Annotated in this window: 17 protein-coding genes; 4 read left to right on the top strand and 13 right to left on the bottom strand. The window is 68.1% G+C overall.

What is annotated here, in order from left to right; translation table 11 throughout:
* Positions 1 to 10: 10 nt before the first annotated feature.
* From EJI01_RS19750 to EJI01_RS19705, 10 genes are all read right to left on the bottom strand, one after another.
* The gene (locus EJI01_RS19750) at positions 11 to 1,216 is read right to left on the bottom strand and encodes a beta-ketoacyl-[acyl-carrier-protein] synthase family protein (RefSeq protein ID WP_126838825.1); all 1,206 of its coding nucleotides are present in this window, start codon (positions 1,214 to 1,216) and stop codon (positions 11 to 13) included.
* Positions 1,213 to 1,455 carry an acyl carrier protein gene (locus EJI01_RS19745; RefSeq protein ID WP_126838824.1) on the bottom strand — a complete coding sequence of 81 codons (243 nt, stop codon included), beginning with the start codon at positions 1,453 to 1,455 and terminating at the stop codon, positions 1,213 to 1,215. Before EJI01_RS19745 ends, EJI01_RS19750 begins: the two co-directional genes overlap by 4 nt.
* 32 nt (positions 1,456 to 1,487) lie before the next feature.
* Positions 1,488 to 2,192, bottom strand: coding sequence for a phosphatase PAP2 family protein (locus EJI01_RS19740; RefSeq protein ID WP_126838823.1), 705 nt, complete (start codon positions 2,190 to 2,192; stop codon positions 1,488 to 1,490).
* A gap of 79 nt (positions 2,193 to 2,271) precedes the next feature.
* Entirely contained in the window at positions 2,272 to 3,591 is a 1,320-nt protein-coding gene (gene fahA / locus EJI01_RS19735; protein ID WP_126838836.1) for a fumarylacetoacetase, read from the bottom strand.
* A 5-nt stretch (positions 3,592 to 3,596) separates the two neighbouring features.
* A complete protein-coding gene (locus EJI01_RS19730) occupies positions 3,597 to 4,406 on the bottom strand; it encodes a cyclase family protein (protein WP_126838822.1) in 810 nt (269 codons plus the stop codon).
* A 17-nt stretch (positions 4,407 to 4,423) separates the two neighbouring features.
* Positions 4,424 to 5,197, bottom strand: coding sequence for an ABC transporter permease (locus EJI01_RS19725; protein WP_126838821.1), 774 nt, complete (start codon positions 5,195 to 5,197; stop codon positions 4,424 to 4,426).
* Positions 5,194 to 5,961, bottom strand: coding sequence for an ABC transporter permease (locus tag EJI01_RS19720; protein ID WP_126838820.1), 768 nt, complete (start codon positions 5,959 to 5,961; stop codon positions 5,194 to 5,196). The genes EJI01_RS19725 and EJI01_RS19720 overlap by 4 nt, the downstream gene beginning before the upstream one ends.
* A complete protein-coding gene (locus EJI01_RS19715; RefSeq protein WP_126838819.1) occupies positions 5,954 to 6,730 on the bottom strand; it encodes an ABC transporter ATP-binding protein in 777 nt (258 codons plus the stop codon). Before EJI01_RS19715 ends, EJI01_RS19720 begins: the two co-directional genes overlap by 8 nt.
* Entirely contained in the window at positions 6,727 to 7,671 is a 945-nt protein-coding gene (locus tag EJI01_RS19710; protein WP_126838818.1) for an ABC transporter substrate-binding protein, read from the bottom strand. Before EJI01_RS19710 ends, EJI01_RS19715 begins: the two co-directional genes overlap by 4 nt.
* Entirely contained in the window at positions 7,668 to 8,363 is a 696-nt protein-coding gene (locus EJI01_RS19705) for a TetR/AcrR family transcriptional regulator (protein WP_260602525.1), read from the bottom strand. Before EJI01_RS19705 ends, EJI01_RS19710 begins: the two co-directional genes overlap by 4 nt.
* Before the next feature lie 97 nt (positions 8,364 to 8,460).
* Between EJI01_RS19705 and EJI01_RS19700 the strand changes: the two genes are divergently transcribed.
* Together EJI01_RS19700 and EJI01_RS19695 are read left to right on the top strand one after the other, a co-directional pair.
* The gene (locus EJI01_RS19700) at positions 8,461 to 10,470 is read left to right on the top strand and encodes an acetoacetate--CoA ligase (RefSeq protein ID WP_126838817.1); all 2,010 of its coding nucleotides are present in this window, start codon (positions 8,461 to 8,463) and stop codon (positions 10,468 to 10,470) included.
* A gap of 81 nt (positions 10,471 to 10,551) precedes the next feature.
* A complete protein-coding gene (locus EJI01_RS19695) occupies positions 10,552 to 11,763 on the top strand; it encodes an MFS transporter (protein WP_126838816.1) in 1,212 nt (403 codons plus the stop codon).
* A gap of 37 nt (positions 11,764 to 11,800) precedes the next feature.
* Here the strand turns inward: EJI01_RS19695 and EJI01_RS19690 are convergent, their stop codons facing one another.
* The gene (locus tag EJI01_RS19690; protein ID WP_126838815.1) at positions 11,801 to 13,132 is read right to left on the bottom strand and encodes a hypothetical protein; all 1,332 of its coding nucleotides are present in this window, start codon (positions 13,130 to 13,132) and stop codon (positions 11,801 to 11,803) included.
* A 107-nt stretch (positions 13,133 to 13,239) separates the two neighbouring features.
* On the opposite strand from EJI01_RS19690, the gene EJI01_RS19685 reads away from it, so the two are divergent.
* Entirely contained in the window at positions 13,240 to 13,482 is a 243-nt protein-coding gene (locus tag EJI01_RS19685; protein WP_260602524.1) for a winged helix-turn-helix transcriptional regulator, read from the top strand.
* A 14-nt stretch (positions 13,483 to 13,496) separates the two neighbouring features.
* On the opposite strand, the gene EJI01_RS19680 is transcribed toward EJI01_RS19685, so the two are convergent.
* Both EJI01_RS19680 and EJI01_RS19675 read right to left on the bottom strand, forming a co-directional pair.
* Entirely contained in the window at positions 13,497 to 13,898 is a 402-nt protein-coding gene (locus EJI01_RS19680; protein ID WP_126838835.1) for a phage holin family protein, read from the bottom strand.
* A gap of 83 nt (positions 13,899 to 13,981) precedes the next feature.
* On the bottom strand, positions 13,982 to 14,569 hold the full coding sequence (locus tag EJI01_RS19675) for a hypothetical protein (RefSeq protein ID WP_126838813.1): 588 nt from the start codon (positions 14,567 to 14,569) through the stop codon (positions 13,982 to 13,984).
* A 336-nt stretch (positions 14,570 to 14,905) separates the two neighbouring features.
* Between EJI01_RS19675 and EJI01_RS19670 the strand changes: the two genes are divergently transcribed.
* Positions 14,906 to 15,715, top strand: a complete 810-nt coding sequence (locus tag EJI01_RS19670; protein ID WP_126838812.1) for a hypothetical protein — start codon at positions 14,906 to 14,908, stop codon at positions 15,713 to 15,715.
* Positions 15,716 to 15,718: the final 3 nt, after the last annotated feature.

Below are 15,718 nucleotides of genomic sequence, written 5' to 3'. Positions count from 1 at the left end.
CAGCCGACGTTCACGCGCGGCGAAACAGCAGTACCGCGTTGGTGCCGCCGAAGGCGAACGAGCTGCTGATCGCGGCTTCGAGCCGCCGCGCGGCCTCACCGGCCTCGCGCACCAGGTTCAGGCTGCACTCCGGGTCGATGGTCTTGCAATGCGCGCTGGGCGGCAGCTGGCGCCGCGCCAGCGCCAGCACGGTGATCACCGCTTCGAGCGCGCCGGCGGCGCCGAGCAGGTGGCCGTGCAGGGCCTTGGTCGAGCTCACGCGCAGATCGTCGAGCGCCTCGCCCCACACCTCGGCCAGCGCGTTGCGCTCGACCACGTCGCCGATGCGCGTGGCCGTGCCGTGCGCGTTGCAGTAGCCGACGTCGCGCGGCTGCAGGCCGGCCTGTCGCAAGGCGGCGCGCAGGGCGCGGGCTTGGCCCGGGGCGTCGGGCTTGGTCAGGTGGGTGGCGTCGCAGCCGATGCTCCAGCCGGCCAGCGTGGCATGGCTGCGCGCGCCACGCCGGCGGGCGCGCTCGGCCGATTCGAGAACGAGGAAGGCCGCACCCTCGCCGAGCGCAAAACCGCCCCGGTCGCTGGCAAAAGGGCGGATCGCGCCAGCCTCCTCGCCGGGCTGGAAGCCGGCCAGGGTCTGCATCGCCTGCCAGGCCAGCAGCACGCCCGGCACGATCAGCGCTTCGCTGCCGCCGGCGATGGCGACGTCGACCTCTCCGCGCTGCACCGCCTTGGCGGCCTCGGCAATGGCCACGGCCGACGAGGCGCAGGCCACGGAATAGGTGAGCACCGGGCCGTGCACGCGCTGCCGCATCGCCACCTGCGAGGCCGGCGCGTTGGGCATGAAGGCCGGAATGGTGAGCGGCGGCATGCGCCCGGCGCCGCGGTAGGCCGCCTCGAGCGCGCCCGCGCCGCCCATGCCGCAGCCGGCGTAGACGCCGATGCGTTCGGGGTCCACGTCGTCGAGCGCGCCGGCATCGCGCATCGCCAGGTCGGCCGCGGCCACGGCCAGCTGGCTCACGCGGTCGACGCCGGCGAGCTGCAGCTTGGTGAACCAGCGGGATTCGTCGAAGGCCACCGTGGCGGCGGCGGCCGGCTTGGGCAGCTCGGGGAGGACGGGGCCGAGCGCCGATTCACCGCGCATCAGCGCATCGAAGACCGTGCCCGGATCGTCCCCATGCGGCGCGACGAGGCCCAAACCGGTGACGGCGACCTCGGTTGTCACTTGGCCTGCGCCATCCTGACCTTGTCGACCACGGCCGCGAGCCCGGCCAGCGTGTCGACGCTGTTCGCGTCGTCGTCGGTGATGGAGATGGAGAAGTGGTCTTCGATCGTGAACACGAATTCGACCAGCGTCAGCGAATCGAATCCCTTGTCGCGCATGGACGCGTGAGGGTCGAGCGCCGCCGCCTCGATGCCGTACTTCTCGTGGATCAGATCCTGCAATACTTTCAGCGAGCTCATTGTTCGATGCCGTCCTCACGCCGGCCCTGGCCTCATCGATGGGGAATGATATCCGCTCGACCGAGAACGGCGCGGGTCACGCGCTGCGGGCCGGGCCGCCAGCGCAGCGAGGGCAGCGCGAAGGCGATGCCCAGCAGCGCGCCGGCCAGCGCGTCGAGCACCACGTGCTGCTTGATCGCCAGCGTCGACCAGGCGATGGCGGCGAACCACAGCCAGTTCAGCAGGCGCACGAAGACCGGCGTGCGCGCGTGGCGCAGCACGTCATGGATGCGGATGGCCGTGAACATCGCGACCGCGACGTGCATCGAGGGGCAGGCATTGCCGGGCGCATCCACGCCCTGCAGCAGCGCGAAGCCCGGGAAGTCCGAGGTCGGCGCCGCGAGCGGCACCTGCGTCGGCCAGTAGTGGAACAGACCCAGCCCGGTGAGGCACAGCGCGCCGACCCAGAGGCCGTAGACCACCAACTCGCGAAAGCTCAGCTGCAGCCCGGGCGCGATGCCCACGTAGAGCCAGAGCGAAAAGTAGGCGGCCAGCGCCTGCGGCTGGAACGGGATCAGGTGGTCGAGCGCGGTCAGCGGCATCACCGTGACCGCGAAGTCCGGGTGGCGCAGCATGTGGAAGTAGCCGATGAAGAAGAGCCACGTGAACACCGTGACGCCGATGACCTTCAACGCGAAGTGGCGGCGAATCCGCAGGCCGATGTCGGCGGTCCAGGTCTGTGGAGGGGAGGGCGCCATGTAGGGTCGATCGGGTCTTTGATGTTTCGACCGGGCCGATCATGCCTGAGGGAGCGCTTGACAAGGCAGTTCGAGCCCTTCAGCCGCGTGCCGGCAGCACCGTCCCCCGGCTCTCGCCGAAGCCGATGCGCGCATGGCCCGGCTTCTCGCACCAGCCGCGCAGCAGCACCGCATCGCCGTCCTCCAGAAAGCCGCGCGCTTCGCCGTTGGCCAGCGCGATCGGCGCCTGGCCCGCGCGCGTGAGCTCGATCATCGCGCCGGCCTCGCCCGGCGCCGGGCCCGAGATGGTGCCGCTGCCGAACAGGTCGCCGGAATTCAGGCTGCAGCCGCCCACCGTGTGGTGCGTGACCATCTGCGCGATGCTCCAGTACTGGTGCTTGAAGCTGGTGGCCGAGAGGCGCGAGGGCCCGCTGCCCTCGGCGCTGGCCTTGGCGCTTTCGAGCCAGACCTCGAGCCGGATGTCGAGCGCACCGCTCGCGCGATTGGCTTCGCTCTCCAGATAGGCCAGCGGCTGCGGATGATCGGCCGGCCGCACCCAAGCCTGGCGGTAGGGTGCCAGCGCTTCCAGCGTCACGATCCACGGCGAAACGGTGGTCGCGAAGTTCTTGGCCAGAAAAGGACCGAGCGGCGCCATCTCCCAGAACTGGATGTCGCGCGCCGACCAGTCGTTGAGCAGGCAGAGGCCGAAGATGTGGTTCTCCGCGCGCTCGAGCGGAATCGGCGCGCCGGCCGCATTGCCCAGGCCGATGTAGATGCCGAGCTCGAGCTCGTAGTCCAGCCGCGCGCAGGGGCCGTAGGTCGGCGCTTGCGCGCCGGGCGCCATGGTCTGTCCCATCGGCCGGTGAAACTGCTGGCCGCTCACGCCGATGGTCGAGACGCGGCCGTGGTAGGCGATCGGGATCCACTGGAAGTTGGGCGTGATCGGATCGTCGGGTTTCCACAGCCGCCCGACGTTGAGCGCATGGTCGATCGAGGTGTAGAAGTCGGTGTAGTCGCCGATGCGCGCCGGCAATGCGAACGCGGCCTCGGCCTGCGGGATCAGGCAGGCGCGCACGGCGTCGGCAACTTCCTTCGGCGCATCGTCCTTGAGCAGCGCGAACAAGGCATGGCGCAGCGCGCGCCACACGCTCGGGCCGAGCGCGAAGAAATCGTTGAGTGCCGACTGCGCGCAGGCGCGCGCGCCATCGAGCGCCGCGCCGTCGAGCTGCCGACTGGCGGCCAGCGCCGCGAGGTCCAGCACCTGGTCGCCGATGGCGACGCCGCCGCGATAGGGCTCGCGGCTTCCGGTGCGGTGGAACACCGCGAACGGCAGGTTCTGGATCGGGAAGTCGCTGCCTTCGGCGTTGGCCGAGACCAGCCAGCTGCGGGCGCTCGCGTCGTGCGTGTGGTTGAGCGTCACTGCGCTCACCCCGCGCTCGCCATCAGCGCCTCGTCGAAGATCGCGACCGCGCGCGTCCAGCCGGCCGATGCGCCGCGGATCTTGTGCGGGAAGCAGCTGATGAAGAAGCCGTCTCCCGGCAGCGCCTCGAGGTTGTGCAGCTTCTCGAGGTGGCAGTAGCCGATGTCGCGACCGGCCTTGTGGCCTTCCCAGATCAGCGAGGCGTCCTTGGATTCGCCGTACTTCTTCGCCGTGTGCACGAAAGGCGCGTCCCAGCTCCAGGCGTCGGTGCCGGTGAGGCGCACGCCGCGCTCCAGCAGGTACATGGTCGCTTCGTAGCCCATGCCGGCGCCGGCCGAGACGTAGTCGCCGTGGCCGTAGCGCGAGCCGGCGCGCGTGTTGACCACCACGATCTCCAGCGGCTTCAGCGTGTGGCCGATGCGCTTGAGCTCGGCTTGCACGTCGTCGGCCTGCACCACGTAGCCGTCCTCGAAATGCCGGAAGTCCAGCTTCACGCCGGGCTGGAAGCACCATTCGAGCGGCACGTCGTGGATCGCGATCGCGGGCTTCTTGTCGCCGAGCGCCTTGTCCATCGTCGAGTGGAAGTGGTAGGGCGCATCGAGGTGCGTGCCGTTGTGCGTGGAGAGCTGCACGAACTCCACCGCCCAGCCTTCGCCGTCGGGCAGGTCTTCCTTCTTCAAGCCGGGGAAGAAGGGCTCGATCTGCTCGTAGGTCTGTTCGTGCGTGAAGTACTGGATCTTGGGCGCGAAGGCCGGCGGATCGGACAGCACGTCGTTTTCGAGAAAGATCGAGAGGTCGACGAATTTGCGGGTCATGGCGGGGGTCCTTTTCTCTAGGGGTGCTGCCAGCGCAGCAGCTTTTTCTCGGCGAGGGCCAGCAATGCGTTGCTCGCGAAGCCGATCAGGCCCAGCAGCACGATACCGGCGAACAGCTCGCTCGCGCGAAAGGCGCGCGCCGCGAGCAGGATGGCCTGGCCCAGGCCGCTTTGCGAGGCAATCATTTCGCCGACCACGGCGACGATGAGGGAAATGGTCATCGACAAGCGCATGCCGGCCAGGATGTCGGGCATCGCGTTGGGCAGGCCGATCTTCCAGACGAAGGCCGCGCGCGGCATCTGCAGGCAGCGCGCCACTTCGGAAAGCCGCGGCTCGACCGCCGCGAAGCCGTGCACGGTGGCCAGCAGCACCGGCCACATCGCGCCGAAGGCGACGACGAAGAGCACCATGCCCGGGTTGAGGCCGAAGATCGAGATCGCGAGCGGTAGCAGCGCGGAGGCCGGCAGCGGGCGGATGAATTCCAGCGTCGGCTGAATCCACGCGCGCACCGCGGGCGAGACGCCGATGGCGGCGCCCAGTAGCACGCCGAAGAGCGAAGCCAGCAGCCAGCCTTCGAGCATGCGGCGGACGGTGGCGATGGTGAAGGCCAGGAGCTCGCCGTTGCCGCTGCCGCGCAGGTTGAGGCCTTCGGCCAGGCTCGCGAGCGTGGCTTCGGGCGTCGGCAGGAACACGCGGCTGACCCAGCCCGCGTTGCTCGCGGTCCACCACAGCGCGACGAGGGCAGCGAGCACCGCGGCCGAGCCCAGCCATCCGGTGAAGCGATGGCTCATTGCACGGCTCCCATGCGCCGCGCCACCCAGCGCTGCAGCCGCTGCATCGCCGCATTGATCACGAAGCCCACCACGCCGATCCAGCCCAGCCAGGCCAGCATCAGCGCCGGGTCGAAGCTCTGCTGCGCGATCATCATCGCGTAGCCCATACCGTTGGGATTGGCCGCGATCTCGACTGTGACGGCCACCACCAGCGCCACCGCCACGCCGAGCCTGAGCGCGACGAAGAGGCGCGGCACGATCGCGGGCAGCACGATCTTCCAGGCCCGCTCGCGCGCCGTGAGGCCGAGCACGCGGCTCACTTCGAGCAGGCGCGGCTCGACCTGCTGCACGGCCGATTGCACGAGGATCAGCATCGGCCAGAAGGTAGCGAAAGCGACGATGGCCAGCTCCATGCGCACGCCGAAGCCGAACATCAGCATCGAAAGCGGAATCAGCGCGACCGAAGGGACGGGGCGCAGCACCTCGATCGACAGCAGGCCGAACTGCGCGGCACGCCGCGACAGGCCGAGCACGATGCCCAGCGCGATGCCGAGCACTGCGCCCAGCAGCAGGCCGAGGGCGGCGGTGCCGAGCGTGAAGCCGGTGGCCTGCCACAGCGAGCCGTCGGCGGCCGCGCCGGCGAAGGCCCTGAGCGCCGCGCTCGGCGGTGCGAGCGCCTCGCTGCCCTGCGCGGCGGCGCGGCGCGCGTACCACTCGAAGAGGCCGAGCAGAACGGCAGGGAAGACCCAGGGCCGCAGCAGCGAAAGCGCACGTTCAGTCATGGCTTTGTTCGATGAAGGCGAACAGCTCGCGCCGCAGATGCAGGAACTCCGGATGTTCCTTGGTCGTGAGCTGGTCGCGCGGGCGCGGGATCTTCACGTCGAGCATGCGTGCGAGGCTGGGCCGTCCCGGCGCCGGATCGGCCTGCAGCGCGATCACGCGGTCGCCGAGGTAGATGGCCTCCTCGAGGTCGTGCGTGACGAAGAGCACCGTCAGTCCATCCTCGCGCACCAGGCGCGCGAGTTCGTCCTGCAGACCCTGGCGCGTCAACGCATCCAAGGCGCCGAAGGGTTCGTCCATCATCATCAGCTCGGGCTTCTGCGCGAGGCAGCGCGCGATCTGCGCGCGTTGCTGCATGCCGCCCGAGAGCTGCACCGGAAACTTCTGCGCATGCGCCGCAAGGCCGACCTTGGCCAGCACCTCGGCGATGCGCGGCGCGCGTTCGCTCGCTGCCACGCCGGCCGCTTCGAGCGCCAGGCTCACATTGCCTTCGACCGTGCGCCAGGGCAGCAGCGCGCGCCCGTAGTCCTGGAACACGAAAGCCACCTCGCGCGAAGGCTCGGTCATCGGCTTGCCCTTGCGCCGCACCTCGCCGGCCGTGGCGCGCACGAGGCCGCTGGCCGCGCGCAGCAGCGTGGTCTTGCCGCAGCCGCTCGGGCCGACGATGCAAACGAACTCGCCGCGCGACACCTCGAAGGAAGTCGGCGACAGCACCTCGCGCGCGCCGTAGCAGATGCGGACCTCGTCGACGGAAAGAAAGCCGGAGCTCACTTCACGACCAGCCGGGCAACGTCGATCGAGCTCTTGAGCATCTCCTGCTCCTTCATGAGGCCGACCCAGTAGGCGAGCTGCTTGTCGGTCACCACCGGCCCGGGCGGCGAGATCTGCACCTTGGCCAGCACCTCGGGCGGCAGCTTGATGTACTTGCCGATGCTGGCGCGCACCCGGGCGTCGTTCTTCGGCTGCTGCATGAAGGCGCCGGCTTCCTGCACCGCTTCGCGGAAAGCGCGCGCCGCGGCCGGGTTCTTTTGCACCCACTCGCGCTTGGCCGCATGGACGATGGTCTGGTTGCCCTCGGGCAGGAAGGTCGAGTAGTAGGAGGCCACGTAGCCCGCGCCGCTGTCGGTGATGCGGCTCATGAAGGGGTCGGCCGACACCACGGCGTCGACCGAGCCGCCGCGCAGCAAGTCGGCATGCTGCGGGAACGAGGCTTCGACGAAGTTGACCTTGCGGTAGTCCACGCCCTGGTCCTTCAGGTAGGCGCGGAAGGTCACGTGCAGGAAGGCGCCGAGGCCGGGCACGCCGATCTTCTTGCCCAGGCAGTCCTGCGCGCTCTTGATGCCCGAGCCGGCGCGCGCCACCAGGCCGAAGCCGGTGATGGTCTTCGAGGTGAGCCCGCCGCCGGCGACCAGCACCAGGTCGAGCCCGCCGTCGACCGCCTGCAGGAAGACCGAGGGCGTCGGTCCGCCGATCTGCAGCGAGTCGGACTGCAGCGCCGCCGGAATGGTGGAGTTGAGCGGAATGAACTTGAGCTCGACGTCGAGGTTGCGCTTCTTGAAGTAGCCCTCTTCGGCCGCGACGAAGACGGAGGCGAAGTCGGTCACGGCCGTGTAGCCGAACACGATCTTCGTGTTGGCTTGCGCGCGCGCAGGCAGCGCGGCGGTCGCGGAAGCGGCGGCGAGCGCCGACAGCAGGGTGCGTCGTTTCATCATGTCTTTTGTCTCCTGGAGGTGGGTTTCTTCTGCGCAGTGGCCCTGGGTCGCGGCAGCGCGGCGCGCAGGCCGCCGACGATGAAGTTCACCAGCATCGGCGCCACGGCCGGATCGCTGCGCCGGTTCTCGCCGCGCGACAGCCGCTCGATGCGGTTGTCGTTGAGGTGATGCAGCAGCGTGCCGAGCGCGAACTGGTAGCCCCACGCGGCCTGGCCGCGCGTGGCATGCGGCAGCGCCACATGCAGCGCGTCGATGTACGCCTCGGCCAGCGGATCGAAGTAGCTGCGCAGCACGCGGTCGGCCTCGTCGGTCGCGTGATAGAGCTCGCGCGCCACCAGCAGCGCGTAGTACTCGCCCTCGGCGCTCGCGCGCAGCGCGAGCACCGGGCCGGTGAAAGCTTCGACGATGCGCGGCAGCGTCTGCGGATCGTCGGGGTCGTTGCGCACCGCGCGCAGGCCGGCCAGCCGCTCCTCGATGCTGTGGCTCCAGTGCTCGAAGATGGCGTGGAAGAGCTCGTGCTTGGGGCCGTAGTAGTAGCCCACCAGCGCCAGCGGCACGCCGGCCTCGTCGGCGATCTGGCGGATCGTCACCGCGTGGTAGCCGTGCTGCGCGAACAGCTTCTCGGCCGCGAGAAGAATCGCCTGCCGGCGGTCGGACCGAACGGGAGAAGCGCGCTGCGCTCGTTGAACCATGGCGGTATTGAACAAGCGTACAAATTTGTTGAACACTCGTACAAACCCTGTGCTTACCCCATTGAAGCCGGGTCCGTACGCGCGTTAGGCTGCGCGGGTGACTTCAACCTCCGCTCCCTTCATTCCCCAGATCCGTCTCTACCAGAACTGGCTGCACGAGAAGCGCGGCCTTCGCTTCGATTCGTACGATGCGCTGTGGCGATGGTCGGTCACCGACCTCGAAGCCTTCTGGCAGAGCATCTGGGATTGGAGCGGCATGCAGTCGCCCACGCCTGCGACGGCCGTGCTGGCCGAAGCGCGCATGCCCGGCACGCGCTGGTTCCCCGGCGCCCAGGTCAACTATGCGCGCGAGGTGCTGCGCCATGCCGGCGCGGCCCACGCGGCCGGCATGGCGGCGATCGTCAGCGAGAACGAACTGGGCGAGGTGCGCGAGCTGTCGTGGCCCGAGCTGCGCCGGCAGATCGCGTCCTGCGCATTGACGCTGCGCGCGCTCGGCGTCGCGCGAGGCGACCGCGTGGCGGCCTACATGCCCAACGTGCCCGAGACCATGATCGCCTTCCTCGCCTGCTCGAGCATCGGCGCGGTCTGGAGCGTGTGCGCGCCCGACATGGGCACGGCCGCAGTGGTCGATCGCTTCCGTCAGATCGAGCCCAAGCTGCTGATCGCGGCCGACGGCGTGCACTACGGCGGCAAGGCGCTGGACCGCAGCGCGGTGATCGAGGAACTGCGTGCAGCGCTTCCCAGCGTGCGGCAGTTGCTGCTGCTGCGCACGCCCTTCGCTGCGAAGCAGATCGCGGCCGAGTCCGACTGGACCGCCGCCGTCGCACGCGACGATGCCGAAACCACGGCCTTCGAACCCGAGTGGCTGCCCTTCGAGCATCCGATCTGGATCGTCTATTCGAGCGGCACCACCGGCCTGCCCAAGCCCATCGTGCACGGGCAGGGCGGCATCATCGTCAACATGTACGCCTGCGGGCTGCACCACGACCTGGGCCCCAGCTACAGCGCCAATAACTTCGGCGAGCGCTACCACTGGTACAGCTCCACCGGCTGGGTGATGTGGAATTCGCAACTCTCGGGCCTGGCCTTCGGCGCGACCATCTGCATCTACGACGGCAATCCGGCCGGCAGCAAGGAAAAGCCCGACTGGGGCGTGCTGTGGCGCTTCGTGGCGCGGCACCGGGTCACTTTCTTCGGCGCCGGTGCGGCCTACTTCGCAAGCTGCATGAAGGCCGGTGTCGAAGCCAAGGCCTGCGGCGATCTTTCGCGCGTGCGCGCGCTCGGCAGCACCGGCTCGCCCTTGTCCGAGGAGGTGCAGCGCTGGGGCACGGCGCAGGTGCTCGCGGCGGGTTCGCCCGCCGTCTGGTGGTACAACATTTCGGGCGGCACCGACTTCTGCGGCGCCTTCGTCGGCGGCAACCGCGAGCTGCCCGAGGTGCCGGGCCAGATGCAGTGCCGCTTCCTCGGCGCGTCGGTCGAGGCCTGGAACGAGCAGGGCCAGCCGGTGATCGGCGAGGTCGGCGAGCTGGTCTGCACGAAACCGATTCCCTCGATGCCGCTCTATTTCTGGAGCGACGAGGGCAACGCGCGCTACCTGTCCAGCTACTTCGACACCTACCCGGGCGTCTGGCGCCACGGCGACTGGATCAAGATCGGCGAAGACGGCGGCTGCATCATCTACGGCCGCAGCGACGCCACCATCAACCGCCAGGGCCTGCGCATGGGCACCAGCGAGATCTACAGCGCCGTCGAAGGCCTGCCCGAAGTGCTCGACTCGATGGTGGTCGATCTCGAGTACCTCGGCCGCGAAAGCTACATGCCGCTCTTCGTCGTGCTGCGGCCGGGCGTCGCGCTCGACGATGCGATGCGCGCGAAGATCAACGATGCGATCAAGACGCAGCTCTCGCCGCGCTTCGTGCCCAACGACATCCTCCAGGTGGCCGAGATTCCGCGCACCCTCTCGGGCAAGAAGCAGGAGCTGCCGATCAAGAAGCTGCTCTTGGGCCAGCCGATCGAGAAGGTGGTGAACCGCGAGGCCATGGCCAATCCGGGCTCGCTGGACTGGTACGTCGCCTTCGCGGCGCGGCATGCCGAAGCGAGACATTGATGCCGCAGCGCAGCAAATAGCAGCCGGGCGTGCTAAGGTCGTGCGACCTAGGGTTAACCCCTAATTCGCGACCGCACTGCCATGTCTGCACTCTCCCTGCCTCCTTCCGCCTCTGCGCCGGGCTTCGTGCGCGCGATGCTCGCGCTCGGCGTCGGCGGCTTCGCCATCGGCACCGGCGAGTTCGTCATCATGGGCCTCCTGCCGGAGGTGGCGCGCGACATCGGCACGAGCATTCCGCAGGCCGGCCACGTGATCAGCGCCTATGCGCTGGGCGTGGTGATCGGGGCGCCGGTGCTCGCAGTGCTGGCCGCCGGCTGGCGCCGGCGCGCGCTCTTGATCGCCTTGATGGCGGTGTTCGCGCTGGGCAACTTCGCCAGCGCGCTGGCGCCCGACTACCTGTCGCTCAATCTCCTGCGCTTTGCGAGCGGCCTGCCGCACGGCACCTACTTCGGCGTCGCCGCGCTGGTGGCTGCGGCGCTGGCGCCGCCGGACCGTCGGGCCCGCGCCGTCGGCCTGGTGATGCTGGGACTCACCGGCGCCACGCTGGTCGGCGTGCCCATCGCGGCCTGGCTGGGCCAGATCTTCGGCTGGCGTGCCGCCTTCGTCTTCGTCGGCCTGATCGCCGCGCTCGCGATGGTGATGCTGCGCCGCGACCTGCCGGACCTGCCCGCACCCTCGGGCGCCAGCCCGCTGCGCGAACTCGGCGCGCTCAAGCGCAAGCAGGTCTGGCTCACGCTGGGCATCGGCGCGATCGGCTTCGGCGGCATGTTCTCGGTGTTCAGCTACATCAAGCCCACGCTGACCGAGGTGGCCGGACTGCCGCTGGCTGGCGTGCCGCTGGTGCTCGCGCTGTTCGGCCTCGGCATGGTGGGCGGCAACCTGGTCGGCTCGCGGCTGGCCGACAAGGCGCTGATGCCCACCATCGGCGGCCTGCTGGTCTGGGCGGCGCTGGTGCTCACCACCTTCTCGTTCGCCGCGCACCACGTCGCGACGGCGGCGCTCAACGTGTTCCTGATCGGCACCATCGTCGCCATCGGCCCGGCGCTGCAGATCCGGCTCATGGACGTGGCCGGCGATGCGCAGACGCTGGCCGCTGCGCTCAATCATTCGGCCTTCAACACGGCGAACGCCTTGGGCGCCTGGCTTGGCGGTGCGGCCGTCACGGCCGGCCTGGGCTGGACCTCGACCGGCTGGGTGGGCGCCTTGCTCGCGCTGGCGGGGCTGGGCGTGTTCGCCTGGTCGCTGGCAAGCGAGCGCGGCAGCCTGCGCGTTGCGGCGAGCCCTGGCCGCTGATTCCATCCCCGCTCCTCAACTTCTTCATCAAGCGGGCTCACTCGATCATTGCGATCTGGAAGAAGCCGCCTTCCCAGCCGTAGTGCTGGTAGGCGCCGCCCACCATGGCGACCAGTCTGCGGCTTTGAACGGAGTAGATGCCGTAGGGCACTGGATGGATCATGCGCATCCCGGCGGGTGCGATGGAGGGGTAGTCGAGGTAGCCGAAGCTGACGTTCCAGGGCTTGTTTTCCCAGTTGATGCCCGACGCGCTGAACGTGTCCGCGCCGAAGTCGAAACGCGCCCAGCCTTCGAGGCCGTCGCTGCCGATGGCCGTGACGGGAGCCCAAGAGGCCGGTTCGGTCAGCCCGATCCGGAATACCGATGTGGGCGGCGCCGAAACGTCGGGTCCGGCCTCGACGCTCACCTTTTCATCGCCGACGCGGGCAACCGCGAACACGAACTTGTCGTTCGGATTGGCATCGTTTACGAAAGTCCACCTGTTGCCGGCCGCTGTGCCTGCGTTGGAATAGGTCTGGATCGACGGGCAGGCGGCAATGCGCGTGAAGAAGTGGGCGTCGCTGCATGCCAGCAGTCTCGTGCCGCCCGAGTCGATCTTCACCTGGCGCACTTTGGAGCTCAGCGTTGGCATGCCGGTGTCCGCATCCGGCGTCGTGATGAGTTCGCTGCGGTTGTAGAGGCCGTCCAGATCGCCCGGGACGGAGACGAAGTTTCGAAGCGCGATGAAAGGCCTGTCCCATCTTGCGCTGGGAAGCCCAGGGAAGTCGAAGGCAAATGCGCCGACGATGGCCTCGTCCTTGATGCGAAAGCGAGAACTCCTGGAAGGATTGCTTCGATTGCGGGAGCTGCGAAAGATATAGGTGTCGACTTCGGTCCGGTGACGACTGAAGGCGTCGGCGAAGACCATGCCCTGGCCATCGCGAAATACATAAGTTCCGCGGTCGAAATCGAGCGAGAGCGTGTACTCCTTCGCCGCGATCGAGTAGACCTTGTATTCGCCGTTGCGCCGGTCGGCGCCTCCCACCTTCACGGCGGCTGTCCCGAAGAAACCGGCGCCTGTATCGACGAACTGGGCGCTCCATTCCTCGGCCATCGTGTTCAAGCTCGGCGAGGCTGCGGCGCTCGCTGCCACGCTGGACCCGTCAGTGTCGGAGCCGGCTTCGAGCCGGCCGGGATCGTTCGGCTTGGCCGGCAACGGGTTTCCGGTGTCAGCCCCCGACGCCGGCGCAGCGGCAGTGGGCGTGAACGACGTGGCTGCATCGCTGCCCCCGCCCCCACACCCTCCAAGACTCGCCACCAGCAGCGCCGCCACGGTGGCATCAAACAGTGCCCTCATCGATTGTTCTTTCTTGTTCTGCGGCGCGCTCAAGCCCGAGACGCCTGACGCTTCGATCGTAACTCAATGTAATCGAGTGTCAGTCAAAAGTTCAATAGTTTGGGTGGTTGAGCCGGCCGCTAGCGCGGCGCATAGCGCTCGTGGAGGCCGGCATCCTCACGAAGGAGGATCCGAGCCATAAGCAGAAGGCGATCTACAGCCTGACGCCGATGGGCGTCGATCTGCTGCCGGTGCTCGCGAACATCGGCATCTGGGGACGCAAGTACCTTCCGGTCACCAAGGAGGGCGGCGCGAACGCGGCCGCGCTGGAAAGGGGCGGGCCGGCGCTCTGGAAGGAAATGCGTTCAGCGCTGCGCCGTGCACATTCGACCCACGGCGCTTAGCGCGGCCGGGACGATCAGAGCCAGTTCCCGCCTTGCGGCATCTGGATCGTGGTCGCCGGGTCGCCGCCGCCGAAGAGCGCACCGAAGAGGATGCTCAGAACCGAGACGAAGACGCTCGCGAACAGCGCGGTCCAGAAGCCCGAGACCTTGAAGCCCTTCACTACCGCCGCCACCAGCAGCAGCACCAGCGCATTGATCACCAGCAGGAACAGGCCGAATGTCAGCAAGGTCAGCGGCAGGGTGAGCACGATCAGGAGCGGCTTGACGATCGCGTTGGCAAAGCCCAGCAGCAGCGCGGAGACCACCAGCGCCGACGTGCTCTCGAAGATGATGCCGCGGAAGATGTGGCTCGCCACCCAGAGGGAGAAGGCCGTGATGGCCCAGTGGAGGAGAAAGGGCGCCAGGTTGTCGAGCATCTTGCGGATCATATCGGCGCACCCTCCGCGAGCGGGGCGCACGGAGTTCGGCGCGCGGCCCTGAGTGCTTGCGTTCGCCGTGCCTACTCGTTCGCGTCGGCCGGGGGAGGCGGGCGCGAAAAAAGGCGCCGCACCCACGAATCCGAGCGCGAGAGCTTCGCCTGGGCGGCAGCCGCTTCGCGCCCCCTGTAGTAGGCCTGGCGCTCGGCTTCAAGCACCGCGGCGAGGGCCGCGAGGTTGGTCGGGTTGTATTCCCACAGCCCGGCGACCACGAAGTGGCCCATGTGCTCGGCATCGGGCTTGGGCGTGATCATGATGTGGCCGGCGCCGATGCTCTGCAGAAACGCGGAGCGCGCGCCGGCGAGCCGCATGCCGTCGCCGTAGCCTTCGACCTGCCGGCTCAGCGAAAGGCTGATCGCCTGCACGGAGGTGAAGTTCTCGGCGACGAACATCACCATCTCGACCAGCGCGAGCTTGCTGATCTCCAGCTTCTGCTGGCTGACGAGGATGGATGGCGTGAAGTGCTCGATGTGGACTTCGGTGCCTTCGCGGTTCACGGGAACCGGGTCCAGGATGCCGATATGGGTCGAGCCGTCGAACAGGTACATGGGAGCGCCGAGCACGTAGGGGCTCGATTCGGGCCCCGTAATTCGCAGTTTCGCTGTGCTCATGATTCCCTTGCGTGACTTCGACTTTAGATGCGAGTGCCTCTTGGCGGGCGCTCTTTGTCGCCGATTTCGGCAATTTTGTGACCAATTGGCGATCATGGGGGGCCCGGCGGTCTTCGTCTTCCGCCATACGGCCTATGGCGACGGGCCGCGCGTTCGCATACCTAAGCTTGCATGTCTACCTTTTACTTACTTTGTGTAACGGTTTGTGCTCTAGACCCCACTCCTTTGATCGGGGAGGCAGATACAACTTGCGTCGTAACTGAGCAAGTGGAGTAATGCGCAGGCCGGCGGGATTTCGCGACGCTTGCCGGCCCCCATCATTTCAAGGACAGAGCCATGCAAGTCTCGGAGCTAGAGGAATACCAAGATCAACTTGTGCTGCACCTGGAAGCGTCCGGCCTGAACGTGAGCTTCGGCGACGATCTGACGGTGCTGCTGAAGACCTACGAAGTTGCCACGGGCACCGGCTATGTCCAATTGCCTTTCGTTCTCGAAGATCCCAAGGACTACAACGCCTACAACTTCTGGGTCTGCTTCGACGACGGCAATGCACCGGTCGCGCTGACCGGCTTCCGCACCATGCAGAACGCCGGCGAGACCCGGCGTGTCGGCGAGGCCTACAGCCAGGGTGCGCTCTACCGGCCCAAGAAGCCCGAAGGATGGTTCCCGGACAGCGGCCCCGAGCTCAAGCCGCACGCGCTGTACGGCTACATCGGCGCCGGCTGGGTGCATCCCCGGTTTCGCGGCCACAACCTGGCGGGCTTCATCGCCCGCATCGCGCAATCCGAAGCGCTCATACGCACCCAGGGGACGCTGTCAATGTCGACCGCCATGACCGCGGAAGCGCTGTTCCGTTCCGGCATGAACCTGCGGGCCAGCGGCCTGCATCACCTGCACGTCGAGCAGGTGTTGGGCGGCTACCTGGCGATCGCCGACCACGACATGAAGCTTTTCCTGTCGTACAGCACCGGCACCGAGCTGATGAGCTTCTACGAGCGCGAGCTGGCCATGCTGCGCGAGGGCGAGGTCATTCCCTGGCTCCACGAGCACGACAAGTCGTCCGCCGAGGAGGTGCTGGTCGCCGCCGGGCAGCTGCGCGCCGGCGAAGAGCTGCCCGTCAGCACCATGGCCGGCTTGCTGAGCTGAGAA

The organism is Variovorax sp. MHTC-1 (genome assembly GCF_003984645.1).
Classification (GTDB): Bacteria; Pseudomonadota; Gammaproteobacteria; order Burkholderiales; family Burkholderiaceae_C; genus Variovorax.
The sequence above is the reverse complement of the archived record's forward strand: the minus strand, read 5'-3'. Positions and strand labels throughout refer to the sequence as shown.

Coding starts and splice junctions, on each gene's coding strand:
- EJI01_RS19745 (WP_126838824.1), bottom strand. CDS start 1,455: ATGAGCTCGCTGAAAGTATTGCAGGATCTGATCCACGAGAAGTACGGC.
- EJI01_RS19740 (WP_126838823.1), bottom strand. CDS start 2,192: ATGGCGCCCTCCCCTCCACAGACCTGGACCGCCGACATCGGCCTGCGG.
- EJI01_RS19730 (WP_126838822.1), bottom strand. CDS start 4,406: ATGACCCGCAAATTCGTCGACCTCTCGATCTTTCTCGAAAACGACGTG.
- EJI01_RS19725 (WP_126838821.1), bottom strand. CDS start 5,197: ATGAGCCATCGCTTCACCGGATGGCTGGGCTCGGCCGCGGTGCTCGCT.
- EJI01_RS19720 (WP_126838820.1), bottom strand. CDS start 5,961: ATGACTGAACGTGCGCTTTCGCTGCTGCGGCCCTGGGTCTTCCCTGCC.
- EJI01_RS19710 (WP_126838818.1), bottom strand. CDS start 7,671: ATGATGAAACGACGCACCCTGCTGTCGGCGCTCGCCGCCGCTTCCGCG.
- EJI01_RS19705 (WP_260602525.1), bottom strand. CDS start 8,363: ATGGTTCAACGAGCGCAGCGCGCTTCTCCCGTTCGGTCCGACCGCCGG.
- EJI01_RS19695 (WP_126838816.1), top strand. CDS start 10,552: ATGTCTGCACTCTCCCTGCCTCCTTCCGCCTCTGCGCCGGGCTTCGTG.
- EJI01_RS19680 (WP_126838835.1), bottom strand. CDS start 13,898: ATGCTCGACAACCTGGCGCCCTTTCTCCTCCACTGGGCCATCACGGCC.
- EJI01_RS19675 (WP_126838813.1), bottom strand. CDS start 14,569: ATGAGCACAGCGAAACTGCGAATTACGGGGCCCGAATCGAGCCCCTAC.
- EJI01_RS19670 (WP_126838812.1), top strand. CDS start 14,906: ATGCAAGTCTCGGAGCTAGAGGAATACCAAGATCAACTTGTGCTGCAC.